Here is a 22602-nt window from a genome sequence, read left to right on the forward strand (position 1 = left end):
ACGCCGGGCGACGCCCGACCCTGGAGGGAGGGCGTCGTGCCCGTCGCCATCCACGCCCCCGCCCCGGACGCCGACACCGGCCGCCGGCGCCCGGCGCCGCCTACCGGTCGCAACGGAGTCCGCCGCGATTCGTGGCCGTGGCCGTACCTGCTGGTCGCCCCGGCCGTGGCCGGGGGCGTGTTCCTGCTGCTCTACCCGCTGCTGCGGGCGGCCCTGATCTCCTTCCAGCACTTCAGGATGGGCGAGCTGATCAGGGGCGGAGCCGCCTTCGTCGGTCTGGATAACTACCGGGAGTTACTGGCCACCGGCGAGTTCTGGACCGTGGTGCTGCGGACCTTCGTCTGGACCGCGATCAATGTGGTCCTCATCGTGGGTATCTCGACCGGGATCGCGCTGATGCTGGTGCGGCTGGGCCGCCGCATGCGTACGGCCCTGATGAGCTCGCTCGCGCTGGTCTGGGCCACGCCGATCATCGCCGCCACCACGATCTTCCAGTGGTTGTTCCAGTCGGAACTCGGCGTCGTCAACTGGGTGCTCACGAGCCTCGGACTCGACTCCTTCCGGGGGTTCTCCTGGTTCGCGAACGGTACAGCCATGTTCGGCGTTCTGGTCGTCCTGGTGGTGTGGCAGTCGGTGCCGTTCGCCGCGCTCACCCTCTACGCGGGGCTGACCACCATCCCTGTCGAACTCTACGAGTCGGCCAGGATCGACGGCGGCGGCGCATGGCAGATCTTCCGGCAGATCACGTTTCCGATCCTGCGCCCGATGTTCGCGCTGATCACGTCTTTGGAGGTGATCTGGGTGTTCAAATGCTTCCCGCAGATATGGGTCCTCAGCCAGGGCGGTCCCGACGGCGCGACGACCACCCTGCCCGTCTACGCCTTCAAGATCGCTCGCGCGCTGCACCGCTACGACCTCGGCTCGGCCGTGGCCATGCTCACCGTCGTCGTCCTCACCGTCGCCCTGGTCGGCAACCTGCGGCGGATGCTCAAGCAGGAAGGAGCAGAGACGTGAGACCGCGCCGGATCGCGCTCAACGCGGCCGCCCTCGCCGTCCTGGCCGTGATGATCTTCCCGGTCTACTGGATGGTCGTCACCGCGTTCACATCGACCGCCGACATCCAGTCCGAGACCCCCGCCCTGTGGCCCGCTCACCCAACGACCGCACACTTCGCCACAGCCGTCGGCGCGGACGGGTTCTGGACGTTCTGGCGCAACAGCCTGATCGTCACCGGTGCCGCCGTGCTGATCGCGCTGGTCGTCTCGCTCCTTGCCGCGTTCGCGGTCGCGCGGATGCGCTGGAAGGGAAGGGGGGCGTTCATCGTGGCGGTCTTCGCCGCGCAGATGGCGCCCTGGGAGGCGCTGCTCGTGCCGATGTTCATCATCGCCCGCGACAGCGATCTGCTGGACTCGCTCACCATGCTGACCGGCGTGTATTTCATGATCACGCTACCGTTCACGATCGTGACGCTCCGCGGCTTCCTGGCCGCCATCCCGGCCGAGGTCGAGGAGGCGGCCCTGGTCGACGGCTGTAACCGGTCGGCGGCCTTCCGCAAAGTGATCTTCCCGCTTCTCGCGCCCGGCCTGATGGCGACCTCGCTGTTCGGGTTCATCACCGCCTGGAACGAGTTCGCCTTCGTCAACATCCTGATCATCAAGGAGCAGGGCAAGCGGACGCTACCGGTGTGGCTGTCGTCCTTCCGCGACGTGTTCGGCGCCGACTGGGGGGCCACCATGGCCGCGGCCACGCTGTTCGCCCTGCCCGTTCTCGTCGTCTTCCTGTTCCTCCAGCGCCGGGTGGGCACGGGCATGATCGCCGGGGCGGTGAAGGGGTGATCCCGCTCCCGCTCGCTTGCCCGCCCACCTTGGACGATTGAAGGCACTCGGCGTGGAGATCGGCCCGGTGATCTCCACGCCGGCGCTGTGAACAGGTGGACGATCAGGCCTCGGGTGACTGCGGGGCCGGGATCGGCGCCGGCGTGTACACCAGCTCCAGCACGCCGTTGGTGATGGTCCGTGAACTCACCAGTGCGAGCCCGATCGATTCGGCCGTTTCGTCGAACAACCGCTGACCATGGCCGACCACGATCGGGTGCACCAGCAGCCGCAGTTCGTCGAGCAGGCCGTCGCGCAGCAGCGTGCGCACCAGGGTCGGGCTGCCCGTGATGGAGATGTTCTTGCCTGGCTGCGCCTTGAGCGCCGTGAGCTGAGCGTTCACGTCCCCACCGATGATCGTGGTCGGCTCCCACGTCGCCTTGTCGAGCGTGGTGGAGACGACGACCTTCTGTACCCCGTTCATGAAGTCGGCAGGGGGCACGTCACTGTTCTGGTGCGGCCAGTACTCGGCGAAGGCCTCGTACGTGTGACGGCCCAGCAGCATGGTGTCCGTGTCCGCCATCTGGCCGCCGACAGCCTCGCCCATTTCATCGCTGAAGTACGGGAAGTGCCACTGGTCCGGCGCCTCGACCACGCCGTCGAGCGAGATGAACAGCCCCGCAACGATCTTCCTCATCACTGATCCCTGCCTCTCTTGTCCCGTGTGCCTCCCCACCCTCCCACCGACAACTTTTTTCGTCAAGAAAAATTTTCTATTCGGAACGGACGTCATCCGATGGATCACTGAGATCCGGACCCGGCGGGGTCGTACAGGCGCGAGGATCACCCTGCTTCGGTTCGAGCGCTGCCGCACCGCCTCGCCTGGCCCGCCAGGAACACCAAGCGCCCGTGGAGCGTCGGCCGGGCGGTCCAGCGCTAGGCCGTGATGAAGTCCAGCAGGTCGGCGTTGAGCTGGTCCTTGTGGGTGAAGTAGAGGCCGTGGCCGGCGGTCGGATACTCCTTGAAGATCGCCCCGGGGATCAGCTTGGCGGTGCGGCGGCCGGTGACGGCGATCATCGCTGAGGAGTCGGCGGTGCCGTGGACGACCAGGGCGGGGATGGTGATCTCGCGCAGCCCCGCCCGGTGGTCCTCATGGAAGGCGGCCTCGAAGAGCTTGGCGGTGGCCCACGGCGAGGTCGCCAGGCACTGGCTGATGGTGTGCTCGACGGCGGCCGGGGAGATCTCGTTCAAATGGGTGGCGAACCACACCTGCGCCTGCCGGGCGAACCACTTCGGGCGGTCGGTCTGGAAGGCCTTGAGGGCGGCCTGCAGGCGGGCCTCGGGCATTCCGTGCGGGTGGAGGCCAGCGAGGTAGCTGCCGGGGTTGCGTCGTAGCGGGTGGCCAGCTCCTTCCATCCCTTGAGGGGATGACCGCCTTGATGTGGCGTCGGTGTAGGTAGGCGCGATTGGCCATAGGAGTAGGCCTTGTCTCCCGCGACCGGCCCAGCTCGGCAGCTTTCAGCCGGGCCTTGCGGCGCCGTCGCTTCACCAACTGCCTGCGCTGGTCAGGAATCGGCCCCGACAGGCGCTATCAGCCGCGGTGTTCGCCCGCAGCGTGAACACCGTGATTTGAACGACGAAAAGGCCCGAGCGCAGCTCCGACAAACCGAATCGCATCCCGCGTCCGAGCGTCAGCCGCCGGCCCAACGTGCCCTGCGCCTTCAACGAGCCGGAACTCATGGGCGATGCCGAGCTCCGTGAGTACTCCATGCAGATAGTCCGCCCCCTCGTGCAGGAGAAACTCGTCGGCGGCACCGCAATCCACCAGGATCGGAAGAGCAGTGTCGCGGATCCTGTGGGCGTTGAAACGTGCTCTCCCGTAGACGGAATTACCGACGTACGTATCGGCGTCGCCAGATCCGTTCGCCATGGCCTGGTGAAGATCACCCAGTACAGAGGGGAGATTCGGCTGGGGAACGTCCTCCGGCGTCTCGCCGGGGAACACGGCAGGCGAGATCGCTGCGACTGCCGCGAAGCGATCCGGATCACCGAAGGCCACCTTGAGGGCCCCATAGCCTCCCATCGATGCGCCGATGAGGGCCGTTTCGGTGAAGGGCCCATACTTCACCGCAAGATGCTCAGGGAACTCATCGGTGATCAACGCCTCCCACGAGGCTCCGTCCGGCCAGTCCATATAGAAACCTCCAGCTGTGGGAGTGCTCGGGCACGCGACAACAGCGCGAGGGAATTCGCCTCGCTGGAGGAGGTCCTCGTAAAACGGCCTCGCGAGTTCCAGTGACGCTGATGACGACATCGCGCCGTGGAGGTGGAGTACGAGCGGGAGCCGTTCGCCCTCCTCCCAGTCGGACGGGAGGAGAACCTGATAGTCGACATCGCGACCGGCTGATGTCGATGCGAAGTGGTCCCTGGCGATGCACATGGATGGGTCGTTCATGAGTCCTTCTCGTGGATGGCGTCGGGGTGCCGCATGCACCTGGCCTGTGACACGGGTCACCGCGGCGCATGTGGCGCGATAGCCAGATAATTACCAACATGGTAAACTTACCATCATGGTAAATGGAGGCCTTCGGGAGCGCAAGCGCGTAGAGACCCGGCAACGCATCTCAGACCGTGCGACGCGGCTGTTCGAGCGCGATGGCTTCGAGAACGTCACATTGGCGCAGGTCGCGGAGGCGGCGGACGTCTCCGTGAAGACTGTGACCAACTACTTCGGGGCGAAGGAAGACCTGTTCTTCGACGCTGAGCCCGCGATCCTCGATGCCTTCGTTGACGCGCTTCGGCACCGCGCGTCGGTGTCGGCGACAACCACTCTCCGGCCGATGATTCTCGACGGCCCCCTGCTCACCGCTCCGTGTCCGTGGACTGGGGTCGACACCGACTCGTGGAACGCGATGCGTGTCTGGGCCCAATGCGAATACGACTCTCCGACGCTGAGAACTCGTCGCGCTGCGATTCTTCAGTCGTGGTTGGATCCGCTGGCGGCCGCCAGCGGATCGGCGCCGTGGGCGGCTCTGATGGTCGGCGCTCTGGTACTCCGCCATGATCTCCTCCAGCGAGGACTCCTCGGTGGGGCGGAGCCGACTGAGGTTGAACGGCAGGTCAAAGATGTCGTTGGGCAGGCGCTTGACGCCATCGAGCGAGGATTTGAACACGTCTGAGCCGTCGATCGCCAGGGCGCCAGGACACCGCCGCAGTCAGCGCCTGCACCGCAGGTCCTGAAACCTCGCCCCTCCCGTGCAGGCGTGGTGGCGCACCCCCCGCTAAGTCGTGGACCGATGGGCGGGCGTTGTGGTTTCACTCGGTGAGATAGCGCTGGATCGTGGGACTCAGCCAGGCGATGAGCTCTTCCTCCGTTGTCGCCACCATCGGCGGGAATTTCAGGATGTAGCGGGACAGGGCCAGCCCCAGCAGTTGCGAGGCGATCAGGGAAGCCCGCAGGGGAGCACGCTCCGGATCGCACAGCCGTTGACCAAGGAGGCGACGTGAACGCCGAAGCGCTCATCATCGGAGCCGGGCCCGCCGGGCTCACCGCCGCGATCGTCCTGGCCCAGCGCGGCCGGCAGGTCATGATCGTGGACGCGCAGGCGGAGGGCGCCAACACCTCTCGCGCCGCCGTCGTGCACGCACGCACCCTGGAAGTCCTGGAGCCGTACGGCGTGGCGGACCGGCTGACCGCGCACGGCATCCCCACTCCGGTCTTCACCATCCGCGACCGCGACCAGGTGCTGGTGCCGGTGCCCTTCGGCGGCCTGCCCACCGCTTACCCCTACACCCTGATGATCTCCCAGGCCGACACTGAGGCCCACCTGCTGGCCCGCCTGCAAGAGCTCGGCGGCAAGGTGATCAGGCCCGCCCGGGTGACCCGCGTCGAGCAGGACGCCGACGGCGTCACCGCCACCCTGGAGGACGGGCAGCAGATCCGAGCCGCCTACCTGATCGGTGCCGACGGCCTGAACAGCACCGTCCGCCAGAGCGCCGGGATCGGCTTCACCGGCGGCACCTACGCCGAGTCGTTCGTGCTGGCCGACGTCCGCCTGTCGGGCGGTGTGCCGCAGAACGAGGTCATCCTGTACTTCTCGCCCGCCGGACTGGTCGTCGTCGCCCCGCTGCGCGGCGGCCTGCACCGCATCGTCGCCACCGTGGACCAGGCCCCCAAGGAACCCGGCATCCCCTTCGTGCAGCACCTGCTCGACACCCGCGGCCCCGAGGCCGAGCCCGCGCGGGTGCAGGAGCTGATCTGGAGCTCGCGCTTCCGGGTCCACCACCGCATCGCCGACACCTACCGCCGGGGTCGCCTCCTGTTGGCCGGCGACGCCGCCCACGTGCACTCGCCCGCCGGCGGCCAGGGCATGAACCTGGGCATCGACGACGCCGTACACCTGGGCGAGACGCTGGCCCGGGTGCTCGACGGCGAACCGGACAGCCTGCTCGACTCCTACGCCGCCACCCGCCGCCCGCAAGCCGAGCAGGTGGTCGCCCTCGCCGGGCGGCTCACCAAGCTGGCCACCGCCGCCGCCGGCCACCGCGTGCTGCGCAATCTCCTCCTCGCCCTGGCCGGCCGCATCCCCGCCGTCCGCACCCGGCTGGCCTGGCGGTTGTCCGGCCTGAACAGACGGCACGCCGCGTGAACGCCCACCCCAGCTGAAGGGGCGCCTCGTGAAGCTCGTCAACGACCGTCACGCCGTCGCCCGCCCGCCGCACCCACCAGATCGCGGGCCGCGACGCGGCCCGGCTGGGCGACGTCGACCACGGCCCGGACCACGCCTTCCTGTTCAACTACTTCTACGCCGACGACCGCGAGACCTTGCTGAAGGTGTGGGAGTACACGGCCGGCTGGTTGCAGGCCAAGACCGCGCTGCCCAACTCGACCCTGCTACAGCCGCTGGAGGGGGAATGCGCCGACTACGGCATCATCAACCACGCGAGCTGGCCGAACCTGTCCACGTTCCTGCTGCGCTCCTCGACCGTCAGGACGGCGTCGGTGGGCGGATGCGCCTGCGGTGCCACGGTGCCGAGCGTGGGCTGGGCGCGCGAGCTCAGCCGGCGTGCAGCCTGGTGATGAGCTCATGCGCGACGTCCATGAACTGATCGCGCGAGGACGTCGTCGTCTGCAGGTCGACGAACGCCTCGTGGGCACCGGCCTGGGCGAGGGTCAGCAGGTAGTCACCGATCTGCTGCACGGTTCCGGCGTGCGGCACCTGGTCGTCGGGCGCGGGCGAATCGGTGATCTTCGGATTGACGCGCACCACCATTCGCAGGGCCGACGGGTCCCGGTCGACGCGTGCCGCGCTCTGCAGCGCCATATCCCACAGGGAGGTCAGATAGGGCATGGGTATCGCCGCGCTCAGCCAGCCGTCGGCTCGCCGGCCGATCCTCTCCAGAGCCGAGGGCGTGTAACCGGCGAGCAGGATCGGGGGGCGCGGCCGCTGGAAGGGCTTGAGGTCGATGTGCGACGGCGGCACGGTCCAGAGAGTGCCCTTGTGCTCGACCACCTCACTGCTCCAGACGGCCTCCATCACGTCGAGCGTCTCTTCGAGCCGGTCTCCCCTCCCCTGCCAGGGCACCCCGGTCGCGGTGTATTCGTCACGCAGCCAGCCGAGACCGATGCCGACGTCCAGCCGTCCATGGCTGAGCAGGTCGAGCGAGGTCAGCATGCGGGCGAGCAGGACCGGCGGTTGCCACAGCGCGTTGAGCGTGCTGGTTCCCAGCCGGACCTCCCGAGTGCTGACAGCGGCCAGCGTCAATGCGGTCAGCGGGTCGAAGAACGTCGCGAAGGCCGGGGGGACCTCGCCGTCTCCTCCCGGGTAGGGATCGCTGGGGGCAAGCGGCAGCATGATTCGATCACCCGCCCACAGGCTGCTATAGCCCATGGCCTCCAGATCCGCGCTGGCCTGCCGGATGAAATCCGGGTCGGCGAAGGCGCCGTACTGCGGGACTGCGTATCCGATCTGCATGAGAAATTCCTTGATACTTCGCCGTGGAAAGCCGGGAAGAACTGAGGTGCATATTGCGTACGCATCTCATACTTGGACGCTCCCGGTCTAGCGTCCAGGGAGAGGCTAGGCAACACCCCTTGGATACGACTTGTATCGGGTTGGGGCGTGGCCTAAATGCGACCAGGGCATCGCCCCCGCGCCCGCGGAGATGCTCGTCTGTGAGCGCCTCGGTGCTGAGTTCGGGAGAAATGGGTGGGTCCGTGGCCACCGGACGAGGCAGCGGACACGGACTGTGTACGGAGGTGTCCGTGGTTGTTCGATCGAGGTGGCCAAGCGGACCGTCGACGACTGTGATCGCCGGATGGCCCGCTACCGCTCGACTCTGTACGCGGGCGACGATCCCCAGGAGATCGGCAAGTGGATGGCCGAGACACGGGCCGAGCGGCTCAAGGCGGAAGGACAGCTACGCGCGATCGATCACAAGAGAGAGACCACCGAGAGGGAGATCATGGAGCTGATCCCACGACTGTCCGAGATGACAGACGTCCTGAAGGAGGCGGATCCAGCCGACCGAAGCGACCTCTAAACGCGGATGGGCCTGCACCTCGTCTACGACCCCTCACAGAGGATTGCCGTAGCTGAAGCCAGGCCCAGCATGTACCAAAGTACGTGTCCGTGCGGCGAGAGCTCCGGTTCGGAGATCAGCAACTCGACGAGGAGTTCGGCCAATGGAGCGACCGGCTTGTCGGTCCCTTCGTCGACGTAGCGCTTCAATGCCTCGACCGACGCCAGCGCGCAGACGTCAGTCAGACGAGACATTCGGCTGCTCGGCTTCGGCGGCTTCATCGTGGAGATCTCCAGGGCGCCGTCACGCAGACGTACGGCCAGCAGCGGCGTGCCGAAGTCGACATGACGTGATCGACCAGCGGTTCAGCCCAACCGTTCTCCGCGTCGGTGGCGCTGATTTACAGTTCGCGGCGACGCTGTGCTCGGGAGGATAGATTGGTCGGTATGACCGCTCAGCCTCTGGAACCCGTCGCGCCTCGTGATCCTGGGGAGGACCCGGCTGCGATCTTCGAGGCGCTTCCGCCGTCGCACCGTGCCCAATTCCGGTCAGAGTATGACGAGGCTTTGGAAGCCGCGCACGACTTGGTCCGCTTCAAGCAGGTACAGACGCTGTTGCGTCAGTGGCGCCTGCGTGCGATCGCTTACACCCGCCCCGGCTACGGGGAGGCTGTCGATGACGCTCTCCAGGGGCGTACGGAGATGTTCACTCGCTACACCCCGCCGGAGTGGGAAGGCCGGGTGTGAGCTACAAGTTCGATGGCTTCCATGGACGCGCCCTGTACGAACTGAACGGTCTTCCCGAGGAGGTTCGCGACGGCCCGCTGCTTGAGCGTCTCATCGAACTCCTCCGCAATCCGTGGGACGCGGTCGCGGAGCGTCCTGGTCAGTCCGCGGTGAGACATGCCTTCTTCGGAGATGACATCCAAGGGATGTTGACGTTCATCCTCGATGAGGAGACCCAGTCCTTGCGCATCGTCGACATCCTCTGGGCCGGCTGACTCCGCATACCGCCCTCTACCAAGCCGTACGCTCGCTCGCGAGAGGTGGTGGGCGACGCGATACCGCAGAGCAGTGGAGAGGCTGAGGATCCTCGCCGAGGCGTGTGAGCGGACCAAGCGGATGCCGCTTGGAGGAGCCGTTCCTGCGCGAGGCCTACGTGTTCGGCGACGTGCTCGCCGGTGCCGATCCGCTCGACAACGTGGAGGTCGCCTTCGTGCTGAACCTCCCGCCAGAGGATGTGCCCTGGGAGTCGCACCCGCGTGGCACCGAGTGGCTGGCCGATCTCCTACGGCTGGACAAGGGCGGGGTCGCCTATTGGTGGCGCTCTCACCTGGAGCCGGTATGGAGCCACGTCATCAGCGGGCCGGTTCGGTTCTGGTCTCTGGACGGTCCGGATGAGATCGCACTCGACGCGCTGGCCGAGCGCCGTTTCGACCGGCTGCGCCAGGTGGCGCAGCCTCCAGGGGATGAACGCGCTCAAGTGGTCGGGGAGCTTCGGACGGCTCTGAGCCATCTGCGTGCCGTACACGCGAGGTACTGGGAGCACGAGTGGCGTCATGAGCATCGGGGGGGCTGGCCGCTATCCGGAGCATCGTCTGTGGGAGGCCGTTCAGGGGTATCTGGACCTCCTTGACGAGCACGATGGGTGAGTGCTCAGATTCGCGTTCGCAGGGCGGGTATCCACTGAGGACCTGCAAGATCCCACGACCTCGAAACAGTGGCAACGCTCCCGAGCCGAGGGCCTGATCGAAGGCAACGGCACGATCGTGACCGAGTTCTTCGACATCGGGTACTCTCGCTCGGTCGCCTGGTCACGGCGTCCCCAGGCCGCGCGCCTGCTCGCCGCATTGGACGATCCGGAACGGGGCTTCGACGCCGTGGTCATCGGCGAACCGCAGCGGGTCTTCTACGACAACCAGTACGTCCTGACCTTCCCGCTGTTCGCCCACTTCGGCGTGCCGCTGTGGGTTCCGGAGATCGGTGGCCCCATCGATCCGGACTCCGAGGCGCACAACCTCATCATGTCCATGTACGCGGGGATCTCCAAGGCCGAGCGCCACAGGATCCAGGTCAGGGTTCGCGCCGCGATGACAGCCCAGACCGAGTTCGAAGGCCGTTTCCTGGGAGGGCGCCCGCCGTACGGATATCGGCTGGCCGACGCCGGACTTCACCCCAATCCCCAGCAGGCCGCCGCAGGGGTACGGCTCCACCGGCTCGCTCTGGATCCGCCGGCCGCTGCGGTGGTGAAGAGGATCTTTATGCTTCGACTCGACGGGCTGGGCGCCGGGCGGATCGCCGCCACCCTCAACGCCACCCGGGTGCCCTGCCCGTCGGCTCACGACCGCGCCCGGAATCCTCACCGCTCTGGCGAGATGTGGACGGTCGGCACCGTGCTGTCGATCCTGCGTAACGCCCGCTACACCGGCTACCAGGTGTGGAACAAGCAACGCACGACCGAGGTGCTGGTCGATCCCCGTGACATCGCTATGGGCGTTCACCAAGTGAGGCGGGGCAATCCCGAGCCATCGTGGGTGTGGTCACGGCATCCCGCTCACCCCGCCATCATCAGCATCGGGGACTTCGACCGTGCCCAGTTCGCTCCTGTGATCCTCGGCACAACACGGACCTATGCGTTCAGAGGGCTGCTGCGCTGCGGCTTCTGCCAGCGGTCCTTGGAAGGGTCGTGGACCAACAACCGGTCCAACTACCGGTGCCGTCAAGGGCATCACCCGAACGTCTTCGTCCGGGACGACAAGGTGGCTGAGCACCTGGGTGCATGGCTCATCCGAGCAGTCGCAGAGTCGGCGAAACGGAGCAATCTGGAGATGGTCGAGGTTCCGCGCGTCCTCGCCGAACAGGTCGCCCTGTGCCGCTCGATGGGTCTGACGCTCACTTATCAGGCGGATGTCCCCGCACTCGTGACCGTTGTTCAAGGCGAAAGCATCGTCATCAGGATGTGACGCGGTCGGCGAGTCGAACCTCCATGGAGGACTATGCAGTACACCCGTAACTGAACCGGTCGAGTAAAAGCGAAACGCCCGGACAAAACCGCCCGAGCGTTGACTCAATCCTGCATTTTCATGCAACCCCATGAATGATCTTGGTGTCCGAGGGGGGACTTGAACCCCCATGCCCATCACTGGGCACTAGCACCTCAAGCTAGCGCGTCTGCCTATTCCGCCACCCGGACTTGGTGCCTGCACGTGGGACCGTCATCCCGCGTCGGCTCACACAGATTAGCACTGTCCGGCGTGTGGGTCATACCGAGAATCAGACGCCCCCATGCCCACTCCTCCGGGACGCGAGCGGACGGCAGGATGGAAGGCACCAGCCGTACGTGAACAGGAGGACCACGCTGTGACCGACCGAAGCACGGCAGACACGGGGAGAGGCGCATGACTCCGCTCAACGGCGAGGACGAGGTCGTCGGCCTGTGCCGGGACCTGATCCGCATCGACTCCACGAACGCGGGTGACAACGCGGGTCCGGGCGAGCGCCAAGCCGCCGAGTACGTCGCGGAGAAGCTCGCCGAGGTGGGGCTCGAACCGCGGATCCTCGAATCCGACACCGGGCGGGCCAACGTCATCGCCCGCATCGAAGGGGCGGACTCCGGGCGGGGAGCGCTTCTGCTCCACGGGCATCTGGACGTCGTCCCGTTCAACGCGGCCGACTGGACGCATCACCCGATGAGCGGCGAGATCGCCGACGGCTGCGTGTGGGGCCGTGGTGCGGTGGACATGAAGGACATGGACGCCATGATCCTCGCCGTCGTACGGCAGCGGCTCAGCCAGAACAGGAAGCCTCCGAGAGACGTCGTGCTGGCGTTCACGGCCGACGAGGAGGCCGGAGGGAACTACGGCGCGCAGTGGCTCGTCGATCATCACCCGGACGTCCTGGAGGGCTGCACCGAGGCGATCGGCGAGGTCGGCGGCTTCAGCGTGAGCATCTCGGACAGCCGTCGTCTCTATCTCATCGAGGCGGCGGAAAAGGGCATCGCCTGGATGAAGCTGACCGCGACGGGCCGGGCCGGCCACGGCTCGATGCTCAACGACGAGAACGCCGTCACCGAGCTCGCCGAGGCGATCGGCCGCCTGGGCCGCTACCAGTGGCCCGTACGGCTCACGCCGACCGTCCAGTCCTTCTTCCGCGAGGCGTTCGACATCGAGCTGAAGGCGGAGGACGCGGAGGAGGCCGTGGCCAAGCTGGGCCCGCTCGCCCGTATGGTCGGCGCCACCCTGCGGAACACGGCCAATCCCACCATGCTGGACGCCGGGTACAAGGCCAACGTCATCCCCCAGAGTGCCTCGGCGCACGTGGACGGGCGTTTCCTGCCCGGCTATGAGGACGAGTTCTTCGGCACGGTGGACGAGCTCCTCGGGCCGAACGTCACCAGGGAGTTCGTCTACCACGACGTCGCGCTGGAGACGGCCTTCGAGGGCTCTCTGGTCAAGGCGATGTCCGACGCGCTCCAGGAGGAGGATCCCGGCTCCAAGGCCGTGCCGTACACGCTGAGCGGGGGCACCGACCTCAAGGCGTTCAGCCGCCTGGGCATCCGCGGGTTCGGCTTCGCGCCCCTGCGTCTTCCGGCGGATCTAGATTTTTCCGGAATGTTCCATGGGGTCGATGAGCGGGTTCCGGTGGATTCGCTCAAGTTCGGGGTTCGGGTTCTTGACCGTTTCCTCGATTACTGCTGAGAAACCGGTTGCGATCACTTGGCGTATCGATAGAGTAACTCTGCGTTGAGGGGTTGATCCGCACCAAGGCGGACTCGGTGGATCTCGGGGAGGTCGCGTGGCACGCACGGCGGAAGATCGGTCGCGGGCAGAGATGCCCGCCGCCGACCCGTGCGTGCCCGCGACTGCTTCCGAGACCGGCGGGAAGAGCCGGATGGCGCGGTTCGTGGCCGGCTCGCGGCTGGTCCGCTTTCTGATCGTGAGCGGATTCGTCGCCGTCGCCTGGTTGCTCGGTGTGATCTTCGGCGTCTTCGGCACGGCTTCGGCCAGTGCCGACGCGGCCCCCTCAGCTGTCGTCACCGGGTCGGTCATCGATGGCGGTGCCTCCACGAGAGCCGACGGTTTCCCCACGAGTGACGATGCCTTGGTCAACGCCGAGGCGATGGCCGGGCGCACGGTCGACGGGCTGACCAGCCAGTCGACGCCCGGATTCCCACCACCGGCCACCGCGGACCACACCCCAGGGAGCCATGGCATGGTTCCGCAAGGGAGCGGTGGATCGATCCTGTTCGGGGATGTCGCACGATCCTTCTACGACGTGCGGCTCGTGGCGCTGCCCGCGCCTGTCGCGGCAGTCCTTCCCCCGGTCGTGCGCACAGCGGCGGACGACCCATCCTTCTCGCCTGACTGATCCCGCGTTCACGCCGGTCCACCTCATCGAACACCGGACCGGTGGCGGAGCATGCCCTGCGACGGCCTCGATTCCTCCGAGCCGTGCCGCCTGAGCGTCTCCGTGCGGGTGACGCGAGTTTTCCCAAATCCCTCGTGACGGTCCACGGCCCCGCTGTGCCCTGGCCCGGACCTCCGTCGCGAGTTGTCAGGTATCCCCCAAAGAACCTAGGAGCATCCATCATGCGAACGTGGGCGAAGGGTTCGACCCCCGTGGCGCTTCTCGCCGTCGGTGTCATGTCCCTCGGCAGCGGTACGGCTTTCGCCGACACCTCGGGCAGCGGCTCGATCGGTGGCGGCAACCAGCTCAACCTCCCCATCTCACTTCCGATCGACATCAGCGGCAACGCCGTCGCCGTCGCCGGTGACTCGTCCGCGACGTCGCAGGGCGGTGCGTCGGTCGTCAACGGTGGCCGCGGCAACGGCGGTGCCGGGAGCAACGTCACCAACGGTGAGCACAGCATCCTGGGCGGGAACCAGATCGTCGCCCCGATCACCGCTCCGATCAACGCCTGCGGCAACGCGGTCGCGATCTTCGGCGACGCCACCGCGGGCTGCAAGGGCGGCGCGTCCGTCAAGAACTCCGGATCGGGGGCCGGCGGCAACCGGACCTCCGGCCGGTCCTCGATCCTCGGCGGCAACCAGGTGGTCGCCCCGATCACGGCCCCGATCAACCTGTGCGGCAACTCGGTCGCCGTTCTGGGCGAGGCGTTCTCCGGCTGCAAGGGCGGCGCCTCGGTCGGCGGCCCGGGCAACGGCGGCGGGCACGGCTACCGCGGTCACGGGCACGGGCACGGTCACGGCCGTCCCGGCGGCGCCGGAGGCAACGTCACCAACGGTGAGCACAGCATCCTGGGCGGGAACCAGATCATCGCCCCGATCACCGCGCCGATCAACGCCTGCGGCAACGCGGTGGGCAACGCCAGCGCCGGTTGCGCCGGTGGCACGTCCGTGAAGAACTCAGGGGCCGGCACGGGCGGCAACGTCACCTCGGGTCGTTCCTCGATCCTCGGGGGAAACCAGATCCTCGCTCCGATCACGGCGCCGGTCAACGTCTGTGGCAACTCGGTCGGCGTACTGGGTGACGCCTTCTCCGGCTGCAAGGGCGGCGCCTCGGTCAGCGGTGGCGCCGGTGGCGGCGCGGGTCGCAACGTCACCAGCGGTGCGCACAGCATCCTGGGCGGGAACCAGATCGTCGCCCCGATCACCGCGCCGATCAACGCCTGCGGCAACGCCGTGGCCGTGCTCGGTGACGCCAAGGCCAACTGCAAGGGCGGCGCCTCGGTCAGTGGTGGCGCCGGTGGCGGCGCGGGTCGCAACGTCACCAGCGGTGCGCACAGCATCCTGGGCGGGAACCAGATCGTCGCCCCGATCACCGCTCCGATCAACATCTGCGGCAACGCCGTGGCCGTGCTCGGTGACGCCGCGGCCGGATGCCTCGGCGGCGCCAGCGTGGGCGGCGGGCAGTGGCACGGCCGCAAGACCTTGCACGGCACCTGGAACAAGGGCGCGCGCAAGGCCGTGCCGGTGAAGACCAGCGGGATGTTGTCCACCCTGCCGATGGTCCCTGGCGCCGCGGACAGCGGGGTGCTCCCCACCGCCGCGCTGACGCCGAGCCGGCCCGCCGCGGGCAAGGGAGGCGCCGGTGCGGCGCTCGCCCCGGTGACGGGCCTGGTCGGTTCGCTGCCCGTGGCGAACGGCCTCGGAGGAGCGAACGCCCTCGGTGGGGCGAGCGACGTGCTCCCGCTCGGTGACCTCGGCCTGATGAGCGCCGAGCAGCCGGTCGGCGTGACCGGGATGAACCCCGGCTCGCTCATCGCGCTGGCCCTGGGCGCCATGTTCGCCGCCTCGGCGACCATGTTCGCGGTCGTGCGCCGCTTCCGCCTCCGCGGCGAGAGGTAAGAAACATCTCACCCGCCCGGGGCACGCGGTGGCAACCGGTTGCCGATCCGGCCCCGGTGCGGGTGACCACGAGCGCTCATCGCCCAGGCGACTGGCAAGGCCAACAGCCCAGCGAGTGAGCAGAGGCGCTTCCTCCCCCTCCAGGTGATGCACCCGGAGTGGGAGGAAGTGGAAAAGCTTCGTCACGCCTCTGGCGGGCTCGGCCCAAGGCCGCTCTCACCAGGCCGGTACGGCGAAGCCGCGAAGAGCTTGCCCGCTCCGGGGGCGCGGCCCGGGGCGGGCAAAGCCATGCCGATGAAGGCATGCCGACCATCCGCGGACGTGGTCACATGGTGCGGACGACGCGTATGATCTTGCGGCGCAGTCGGACGCGCCTGCTTCCGTCGGGATAAAGTCGCAGCCGGTCCAGTTCCCAGCTTCCGTACTCGGCATGCTCCGTGAGAACCTGCCTGGCGACCTCACGTGAGGTCCCGCACGGCAGATAGAGGTCCTTGTAGGAGTAGTCCAGCACAGCGATTAGTCTCCGAGAGGTGTGTTAGGGGAACCCGCCTGGCTCTATTCTGCGTCCTCGTGGATAGAAGGTCCAGGTGAGTTACACACCGGGGCGGGACCGGGTAGCCCGAGGGGGAAGGACTTCCGGCGACGGGTTACCGTCGAAACGATCCCGTGGCCGGGCCGGGCGAAGGATCAGCCGACCCTGCTGTGAGGGCGGCTGTCCCGACTGGGAACACGGGGAACGACAGGGAACAGCGAGGTAGGAAGCAGCGTGCCAGCCAAGGACGGCAACGCCGGCGCAACCCGCCTGGTGATCGTCGAGTCGCCTGCCAAGGCGAAGACCATCGCCGGGTACCTCGGGCGCGGCTACATCGTGGAGTCCAGCATCGGTCACATCCGTGATCTTCCGGAGAGGGCCGATGACATCCCTGAGAAGTACAAAGGAGAGGCATGGGCCCGTCTGGGGGTGAACGTCGACCATGAGTTCGAGCCGCTCTATGTCGTCAACCCGGACAAGAAGTCCCAGGTCTCCAAGCTGAAGCAGCTGCTCAAGGACGCCGACGAGCTCTACCTCGCCACTGACGAGGACCGCGAGGGCGAGGCGATCGCCTGGCATCTGCGCGAGGTGCTCAAGCCCAAGGTGCCGGTGCACCGGATGGTCTTCCACGAGATCACACCGCACGCCATCCAGGACGCCGTCTCCAACCCGCGCGACCTCGACCTCCGGCTCGTGGACGCCCAGGAGACCCGGCGCATCCTCGACCGGTTGTACGGCTACGAGGTCAGCCCGGTCCTGTGGAAGAAGGTCAAGCCCCGGCTGTCGGCCGGCCGCGTGCAGTCCGTGGCGACGCGGCTGGTGGTCGAGCGCGAGCGGGATCGCATGGCGTTCACCGCCGCGAGCTACTGGGATTTGCAGGCACTCTTCGACACGGGCAGGGACGAGGATCCGCGCAGGTTCAGCGCCACTCTGACCGCCGTGGACGGCAGGCGGGTCGCGCAGGGCCGTGACTTCGCCTCCACGGGCGCGCTGAAGAGCGCCGACGTCCTCCACCTGGACGAGGCCGCCGCCGGAGCGCTGGCGGGACGCCTGGGCAACGCGTCGTACGCTGTCACGTCGGTGGAGCGCAAGCCGTACACACGCAAGCCGTACGCGCCGTTCAGGACGACGACGCTGCAGCAGGAGGCGAGCCGCAAGCTCGGCTTCTCGGCGAAGTACACCATGCAGATCGCCCAGCGGCTCTACGAGAACGGCTTCATCACCTACATGCGTACCGACAGCATCACGCTGTCGGAGACCGCCGTCGCCGCCGCCCGCGGCCAGGCCATCAAGCTGTACGGCTCTGCGTACGTGCCGGACAAGCCGCGCGTCTACGCCAGCAAGGTCAAGAACGCCCAGGAGGCGCACGAGGCGATCCGCCCGTCCGGTGAGGAGTTCCGCACCCCGGGCGAGACCGGGCTGGCCGGGGACATGTTCCGGCTGTACGAGCTGATCTGGCAGCGTACGGTCGCGTCCCAGATGAAGGACGCGGTCGGCGAGTCGGTGTCGGTGAAGGTCGGCGGCACGTCCAGCTCCGGCGAGAACGTCGAGTTCGGCGCGACCGGCCGCACGATCACTTTCCACGGCTTCCTCAAGGCGTACGTCGAGGGCGCGGACGACCCGTCGACCGACAGGGACGACGCCGAGAAGCGGCTGCCCAACCTGTCGGAGGGCGAGCGGCTGACCGCGGCCGAGCTGAACGCGCTGGCGCACTCGACCAAGCCGCCCGCGCGCTACACCGAGGCGTCGCTGGTCAAGGAGCTGGAAGACCGCGAGATCGGTCGCCCGTCGACGTACGCGTCGATCATCGGCACGATCCTCGACCGGGGGTACGTGTTCAAGAAGGGCACCGCGCTGGTGCCGTCCTTCCTCGCGTTCGCCGTGGTCAACCTGCTTGAGCAGCATTTCGGCAACCTCGTCGACTACGACTTCACCGCGGACATGGAGAAGGTCCTCGACGACATCGCCAACGACCGCGCGGAGCGGGTGCCCGAGCTGCGCCGGTTCTACTTCGGCGGGGACGGCGACGAGGGTCTCAAGGAGATGGTCACCGACCTGGGCGAGATCGACGCCAAGGAGATCAGCTCCTTCCCGATCAGGGGCAGCGACATCGTGATCCGGGTCGGGCGCTACGGCCCCTACCTCGACCGCGACGGCGCCCGGGTGAACGTGCCCGAGGACATGACGCCCGACGAGCTCACCGCCGAGAAGGCCGAGGAGCTGTTCGCCCGTCCGAGCGGTGACCGCGAGCTGGGCAAGGACCCGGTCACCGGCAACGTCATCGTGGCCAAGAGCGGGCGGTTCGGCCCGTACGTCACGGAGATCCTGCCGGAGGAGCCGGCGCCCGCCGAGGGCAAGAAGCGCACCAAGAAGGCCGAAGTGCCCAAGGCGCGGGCGAGCTCCCTGTTCAAGACCATGTCGCTGGACACCATCACGCTGGACGACGCGCTGAGGCTGCTGGCGATCCCCCGGGTCGTCGGGGAGATCGACGGCGAGGAGGTGACCGCGCAGAACGGCAAGTTCGGGCCCTACATCAAGAAGGGCACCGACTCGCGGTCGCTCGCCTCCGAGGAGGACCTGCTGACGGTCACCATCGACCAGGCCAGGGAGCTGTTCGCGCAGCCCAAGGCCCGGGGCAGGGGCCGGGCCGCGGCCGCTCCGCCGTTGCGCGAGCTGGGCGACGACCCGAACTCCAAGAAGCCCGTGGTGGTGAAGGAGGGGCGCTTCGGGCCGTACGTCACGGACGGCGAGACGAACGCCTCGCTGCGCAAGGGCGACACGGTCGAGGACATCACGATCGAGCGGGCCGCCGAGCTGCTGGCGGAGCGTCGCGAGCGTGCCCCCGCGCCCAAGCGGACCACGACCCGGGCGAAGAAGGCGCCCGCGAAGAAGCCCGCGGCCAAGTCCTGACCGGGTTTCCGGCCGGGTAGGCTCAGCGCGCTCTCAGGACTCGCTTCGTAAGATCGTCCGGCAGCGGAGCGAGGGGAGTACACCGTGGGGTTTCTGATCACGATCGTGGTCGTCGTGGTCGCCGTGCACGTCTACCTGTGGTGGCGGCTGGTCAGGCCGGCCACCCGCCCGGGGAGCCTCCCGCGCCGGGTGTTCACCTGGGCGCTGGTCGTGCTCGGGGCTCTGCTGCCGTTGGCCGTCGCCGGAGGCCGGGTCTTCGGGATGACGTTCGAGCACGTCATCGCGTGGCCCGGCTACATGTGGCTGGCCGTGATGTTCTACCTGCTCGTGTTCACGGTGGCCCTGGAGATCCCGCGGGCGGTGGCCGTACTGGCGACCCGGCGGGCCGGGCGGCAGCCGGCCGGGATCGACCGGCGGGTGTTCATCGCGCGCACGGCCGCCACGGTCGCGGGCGTCGGGGCGCTGGCCACGGTGGGGTACGGCGTGCGCACGGCCCTGGGCGACCCGGTGATCGAGCGGATCCCGGTGCGGCTGCCCCGGCTGGATCCGCGGATGAGCGGCCTGCGGCTCGCCGTGGTCAGCGACATCCACATCGGGCCGTTGACCGGGAAGGGCCACGCCGAGCGCATCGTCCGGATGATCAACGGTCTCCAGGCCGACGTGGTCACGATCGTCGGCGACCTGGTGGACGGGACCGTGGCCGAGCTCGGGCCGCTGGCGGCTCCGTTGCGCCACCTTGAATCCCGCTATGGGGCATATTTCGTGACCGGTAACCACGAGTACTACACGTCCAACGGGCCACAGGAGTGGATCGAGGAGCTGAACTCCCTCGGCGTGCGGTCGCTGCGCAACGAGCGGGTCGAGATCGCCCACGCGGGAGCCGTACTCGACCTGGCGGGGATCAACGACCTGAACGGAACGCTGTCCGAGGACGGCCCCGACTTCGAGAAGGCCCTGGGCGGGCGGGACGCCGCGCGGCCGGTCGTGCTGCTCGCGCACCAGCCGGTCCAGATCAGGCAGGCCGCGGGGTACGGCGTCGATCTCCAGCTGTCCGGGCACACCCACGGCGGGCAGATGGCGCCGTTCAACCTGGCGGTTCCTCTGCAGCAGCCGGTGGTCGCGGGGTTGGACAAGGTGGACGGCACCCAGATCTACGTCACCCGGGGCGCGGGCTACTGGGGGCCGCCGGTCCGGGTCGGTGCCCCGCCGGAGATCACCCTCATCGAGCTCAGGGCCTGATTTCCGGGCGTGTACCGTCCGTCCGAGCGGGATGATGGGCGCGTCGGCGGGAAAAGTGGGCGGCCGATCTCGCGTCCGTCCTGCGGGACAGGGCGGGACGTACTACCCTCAGGCGACGAGCGGGCGGAAAACCGGCCCCCTCGTACTCTTTTCCCGCCCAGCGAGCACCTGGATACGCTGACATCATGAGCACCCACGGCCGGGCAGCCAGGCGACGCAAGCCGCCGAACGTGCTGGCGAACGCGCCCTTCCGCAGGCTGTGGACGGCCATGTCGGTCTGCAGCCTCGGCGACTGGCTGAACATCATCGCCCTGACCGCCCTGGCGGGAAACCTCACCGCCGGATCGGGATACCAGGCGCAGAGCCTCGCCATCGGCGGTGTGTTCATCGCCAAGATGCTGCCCGCGATCCTTCTCGGTCCGCTCGCGGGCGCGGTCGCGGACCGGTTCGACCGCCGGTTGGCGATGGTGACCGCGGACCTCGTCAGATTCGCCGTGGTCGCCTCGATCCCGCTGGTGGGGAGCTACCAGTGGGTGATCATCGCGACGCTGCTCGTCGAGTGCGCGAACCTGTTCTGGGTGCCGGCCAAGGACGCGACGGTGCCCAACCTCGTGCCCAAGGAGCGGCTGGAGGAGGCCAACCAGCTCAACCTGCTCGTCACGTACGGCACGGCTCCTGTCGCGGCCGCGCTCTTCGCGGTCCTGTCGGCGGTCATGGGCATGTTCACCACGGCCGTCCCCGGGTTCGCCGTTAGGCCCACCGATGTGGCCCTGGGCGTCAACGCCCTGGCCTACCTGGTCTCCGCGAGCCTGATCTTCACGCTGCGGGACATTCCGAAGGACCACATTCTCAGGGTGTCCACGCCGTCCGTGCTGCGGCAGGTCGTCGAGGGCTGGCGGTTCGTCGGCGGCAACCGCGTGGTGCGCGGGCTGATCATCGGCATGCTGGGCGCCTTCGCCGCCGGGGGCGCGGTCGTCGGCGTGGCCAAGGCATACGTGACCGCCCTGCAGGGCGGCGACGCGGGCTACGGCGCCGTCTTCTGCGCGGTCTTCCTGGGCATGGGAATCGGCATGTTCTTCGGCCCCCGTCTGCTCGGGGAGCTGTCCAGGCGGCGCATGTTCGGCCTGACCATCATCCTCGCCGGGCTGACCCTCGCGGCCATCGCGCTCATCCACAACCTGGCCCTCGTCATCGTGCTCACCGTGCTCCTGGGAATGTGCGCGGGCACCACCTGGATCATCGGTTACACACTGATCGGCCTGGAGGTCGAGGACGGCCTGCGCGGCCGTACGTTCTCCTTCCTGCAGTCGCTGGCCAGGGTGGTGCTGCTCCTGGTCGTCGCGCTGGCCTCCGCACTCGGCGGCCTCGTCGGCTCGCACCTCCTCGTGGTCGCGGGCATGACCTACAGCTTCGACGGCTCGAACGTGGTCCTGCTCCTGGGCGCGCTGCTCGCGGTGATCGTCGGCCTGCTCGCGCTGCGGCACATGGACGACCGGCCCGGCGTCCCGATCGGGGCGGACCTGTTCGCCGCGCTGCGAGGAGAGAAGTTCGTCGTCCAGGACGACGACCAGCGCCCCGGCCTGTTCGTCGCCTTCGAGGGCGGCGAGGGTTCGGGCAAGACGACCCAGTCGAGACTGCTCGCCATCTGGCTGCGCGACCAGGGCTTCGACGTGGTGCAGACCCGCGAGCCGGGGTCGACCAAGGTCGGCATGCGGTTGCGCGCCATCCTCCTCGACGCCGCCCACCAGGGGTTGTCGGCGCGGTCCGAGGCCCTGCTGTACGCGGCGGACCGGGCCGAGCACGTCGAGAAGGTCATCCGTCCGGCGCTCCAGCGTGGCTCGACGGTGGTCTGCGACCGCTACGTCGACTCGTCGCTGGCCTATCAGGGGGCCGGACGGGCGCTCGACCCCGAGGACGTGGCGCGCGTCAACTCCTGGGCAACCGGTGGCCTGCTCCCCGACCTGACCGTGCTCATCGACGTTCCCCCGTCGGTGGGGTTGCGCCGGATGGCCTCGCCCGCCGACCGGATCGAGTCCGAGCCGATGGAGTTCCACGAGCGGGTCCGGCGGGAGTTCCGGGCGCTCGCGGCCGCCGCTCCCGACCGTTACCTGGTCGTGGACGGCACGCTCCCGCAGAACGAGATCTCCCGGCTCATCCAGGACCGGGTCCGCGAGGTGCTGCCCGATCCGGTGCCGCAGGAGACCGAGGCGGCCACCGGCACCATCCCCGCCATCCGCGACTGACAGCCGCCCGTGGAAGGGCCGAGTCCGCCCGTGAAC

23 protein-coding genes and 1 tRNA gene are annotated in these 22602 nt (G+C 68.1%); 16 read left to right on the forward strand and 8 right to left on the reverse strand.

Features of this window, described 5'->3' with window-relative positions; genetic code table 11:
* The first annotated feature begins 36 nt into the window (after positions 1–36).
* Entirely contained in the window at positions 37–1014 is a 978-nt protein-coding gene (locus AB0I59_RS38715) for a carbohydrate ABC transporter permease (protein WP_082777519.1), read from the forward strand.
* Positions 1011–1835, forward strand: a complete 825-nt coding sequence (locus AB0I59_RS38720; RefSeq protein ID WP_061260326.1) for a carbohydrate ABC transporter permease — start codon at positions 1011–1013, stop codon at positions 1833–1835. The genes AB0I59_RS38715 and AB0I59_RS38720 overlap by 4 nt, the downstream gene beginning before the upstream one ends.
* A gap of 103 nt (positions 1836–1938) precedes the next feature.
* On the opposite strand, the gene AB0I59_RS38725 is transcribed toward AB0I59_RS38720, so the two are convergent.
* The 3 genes from AB0I59_RS38725 to AB0I59_RS38735 all read right to left on the reverse strand — a co-directional run bounded on the left by AB0I59_RS38725 (position 1939) and on the right by AB0I59_RS38735 (position 4269).
* Positions 1939–2511: a dihydrofolate reductase family protein gene (locus AB0I59_RS38725; RefSeq protein WP_061260328.1), complete on the reverse strand. Its 573-nt coding sequence runs from the start codon at positions 2509–2511 to the stop codon at positions 1939–1941.
* 239 nt (positions 2512–2750) lie between these two features.
* The gene (locus AB0I59_RS38730) at positions 2751–3230 is read right to left on the reverse strand and encodes an alpha/beta fold hydrolase (protein ID WP_358141334.1); all 480 of its coding nucleotides are present in this window, start codon (positions 3228–3230) and stop codon (positions 2751–2753) included.
* Between the two features lie 175 nt (positions 3231–3405).
* The gene (locus tag AB0I59_RS38735; protein WP_358141337.1) at positions 3406–4269 is read right to left on the reverse strand and encodes an alpha/beta hydrolase; all 864 of its coding nucleotides are present in this window, start codon (positions 4267–4269) and stop codon (positions 3406–3408) included.
* A 115-nt stretch (positions 4270–4384) separates the two neighbouring features.
* Between AB0I59_RS38735 and AB0I59_RS38740 the strand changes: the two genes are divergently transcribed.
* Positions 4385–4993: a TetR/AcrR family transcriptional regulator gene (locus AB0I59_RS38740; protein WP_358141340.1), complete on the forward strand. Its 609-nt coding sequence runs from the start codon at positions 4385–4387 to the stop codon at positions 4991–4993.
* Between the two features lie 136 nt (positions 4994–5129).
* Here AB0I59_RS38740 and AB0I59_RS38745 read toward each other — a convergent pair whose 3' ends face one another.
* Positions 5130–5297, reverse strand: coding sequence for a TetR/AcrR family transcriptional regulator (locus tag AB0I59_RS38745; RefSeq protein ID WP_358141430.1), 168 nt, complete (start codon positions 5295–5297; stop codon positions 5130–5132).
* A 20-nt stretch (positions 5298–5317) separates the two neighbouring features.
* On the opposite strand from AB0I59_RS38745, the gene AB0I59_RS38750 reads away from it, so the two are divergent.
* Together AB0I59_RS38750 and AB0I59_RS38755 are read left to right on the forward strand one after the other, a co-directional pair.
* On the forward strand, positions 5318–6463 hold the full coding sequence (locus AB0I59_RS38750) for an FAD-dependent oxidoreductase (RefSeq protein ID WP_358141343.1): 1146 nt from the start codon (positions 5318–5320) through the stop codon (positions 6461–6463).
* 185 nt (positions 6464–6648) lie between these two features.
* The gene (locus AB0I59_RS38755) at positions 6649–6894 is read left to right on the forward strand and encodes a hypothetical protein (RefSeq protein ID WP_358141346.1); all 246 of its coding nucleotides are present in this window, start codon (positions 6649–6651) and stop codon (positions 6892–6894) included.
* Here AB0I59_RS38755 and AB0I59_RS38760 read toward each other — a convergent pair.
* On the reverse strand, positions 6872–7789 hold the full coding sequence (locus tag AB0I59_RS38760; protein ID WP_061260337.1) for a TIGR03619 family F420-dependent LLM class oxidoreductase: 918 nt from the start codon (positions 7787–7789) through the stop codon (positions 6872–6874). The genes AB0I59_RS38755 and AB0I59_RS38760 overlap by 23 nt on opposite strands.
* A 307-nt stretch (positions 7790–8096) precedes the next feature.
* Here AB0I59_RS38760 and AB0I59_RS38765 point away from each other — a divergent pair, with 307 nt between their 5' ends.
* Positions 8097–8357: a hypothetical protein gene (locus AB0I59_RS38765; protein WP_358141350.1), complete on the forward strand. Its 261-nt coding sequence runs from the start codon at positions 8097–8099 to the stop codon at positions 8355–8357.
* A 23-nt stretch (positions 8358–8380) separates the two neighbouring features.
* Here AB0I59_RS38765 and AB0I59_RS38770 read toward each other — a convergent pair whose 3' ends face one another.
* The gene (locus tag AB0I59_RS38770) at positions 8381–8617 is read right to left on the reverse strand and encodes a hypothetical protein (RefSeq protein WP_358141353.1); all 237 of its coding nucleotides are present in this window, start codon (positions 8615–8617) and stop codon (positions 8381–8383) included.
* A 165-nt stretch (positions 8618–8782) separates the two neighbouring features.
* Here AB0I59_RS38770 and AB0I59_RS38775 point away from each other — a divergent pair, with 165 nt between their 5' ends.
* The 4 genes from AB0I59_RS38775 (at position 8783) to AB0I59_RS38790 (ending at position 11298) form a co-directional block, all read left to right on the forward strand.
* Positions 8783–9082 (forward strand): DUF6247 family protein, encoded by a 300-nt coding sequence (locus AB0I59_RS38775; RefSeq protein ID WP_061260342.1) that lies wholly within the window; start codon positions 8783–8785, stop codon positions 9080–9082.
* Entirely contained in the window at positions 9079–9336 is a 258-nt protein-coding gene (locus tag AB0I59_RS38780) for a hypothetical protein (RefSeq protein WP_228646926.1), read from the forward strand. Before AB0I59_RS38775 ends, AB0I59_RS38780 begins: the two co-directional genes overlap by 4 nt.
* A gap of 128 nt (positions 9337–9464) precedes the next feature.
* Complete coding sequence (locus tag AB0I59_RS38785; RefSeq protein WP_358141358.1) at positions 9465–9971, forward strand: DUF7711 family protein; 507 nt, start codon at positions 9465–9467, stop codon at positions 9969–9971.
* A gap of 16 nt (positions 9972–9987) precedes the next feature.
* Complete coding sequence (locus AB0I59_RS38790) at positions 9988–11298, forward strand: recombinase family protein (RefSeq protein WP_358141361.1); 1311 nt, start codon at positions 9988–9990, stop codon at positions 11296–11298.
* A gap of 141 nt (positions 11299–11439) precedes the next feature.
* Here the strand turns inward: AB0I59_RS38790 and AB0I59_RS38795 are convergent.
* Positions 11440–11528 (reverse strand) — tRNA-Leu (locus AB0I59_RS38795).
* A 205-nt stretch (positions 11529–11733) separates the two neighbouring features.
* On the opposite strand from AB0I59_RS38795, the gene AB0I59_RS38800 reads away from it, so the two are divergent.
* The 3 genes from AB0I59_RS38800 (at position 11734) to AB0I59_RS38810 (ending at position 15642) form a co-directional block, all read left to right on the forward strand.
* Positions 11734–13032 carry a M20/M25/M40 family metallo-hydrolase gene (locus tag AB0I59_RS38800; RefSeq protein WP_061260350.1) on the forward strand — a complete coding sequence of 433 codons (1299 nt, stop codon included), beginning with the start codon at positions 11734–11736 and terminating at the stop codon, positions 13030–13032.
* 97 nt (positions 13033–13129) lie between these two features.
* A complete protein-coding gene (locus AB0I59_RS38805; protein ID WP_358141364.1) occupies positions 13130–13702 on the forward strand; it encodes a hypothetical protein in 573 nt (190 codons plus the stop codon).
* A gap of 221 nt (positions 13703–13923) precedes the next feature.
* Positions 13924–15642, forward strand: a complete 1719-nt coding sequence (locus tag AB0I59_RS38810) for a chaplin family protein (RefSeq protein ID WP_358141367.1) — start codon at positions 13924–13926, stop codon at positions 15640–15642.
* A gap of 325 nt (positions 15643–15967) precedes the next feature.
* Here the strand turns inward: AB0I59_RS38810 and AB0I59_RS38815 are convergent, their stop codons facing one another.
* Positions 15968–16153, reverse strand: coding sequence for a DUF5703 family protein (locus AB0I59_RS38815; protein WP_061260356.1), 186 nt, complete (start codon positions 16151–16153; stop codon positions 15968–15970).
* A gap of 255 nt (positions 16154–16408) precedes the next feature.
* Here AB0I59_RS38815 and topA point away from each other — a divergent pair, with 255 nt between their 5' ends.
* From topA to tmk, 3 genes are all read left to right on the forward strand, one after another.
* Positions 16409–19084 carry a type I DNA topoisomerase gene (topA, locus tag AB0I59_RS38820; protein ID WP_061260358.1) on the forward strand — a complete coding sequence of 892 codons (2676 nt, stop codon included), beginning with the start codon at positions 16409–16411 and terminating at the stop codon, positions 19082–19084.
* Positions 19085–19168: 84 nt separating this feature from the next.
* Positions 19169–20323: a metallophosphoesterase gene (locus AB0I59_RS38825; RefSeq protein ID WP_358141371.1), complete on the forward strand. Its 1155-nt coding sequence runs from the start codon at positions 19169–19171 to the stop codon at positions 20321–20323.
* Positions 20324–20508: 185 nt separating this feature from the next.
* Complete coding sequence (gene tmk / locus AB0I59_RS38830; protein ID WP_061260362.1) at positions 20509–22566, forward strand: dTMP kinase; 2058 nt, start codon at positions 20509–20511, stop codon at positions 22564–22566.
* Positions 22567–22602 lie beyond the last annotated feature (36 nt).

The organism is Microtetraspora glauca, assembly GCF_040656155.1.
In the GTDB taxonomy this organism is placed as follows: domain Bacteria; phylum Actinomycetota; class Actinomycetes; order Streptosporangiales; family Streptosporangiaceae; genus Microtetraspora; species Microtetraspora glauca.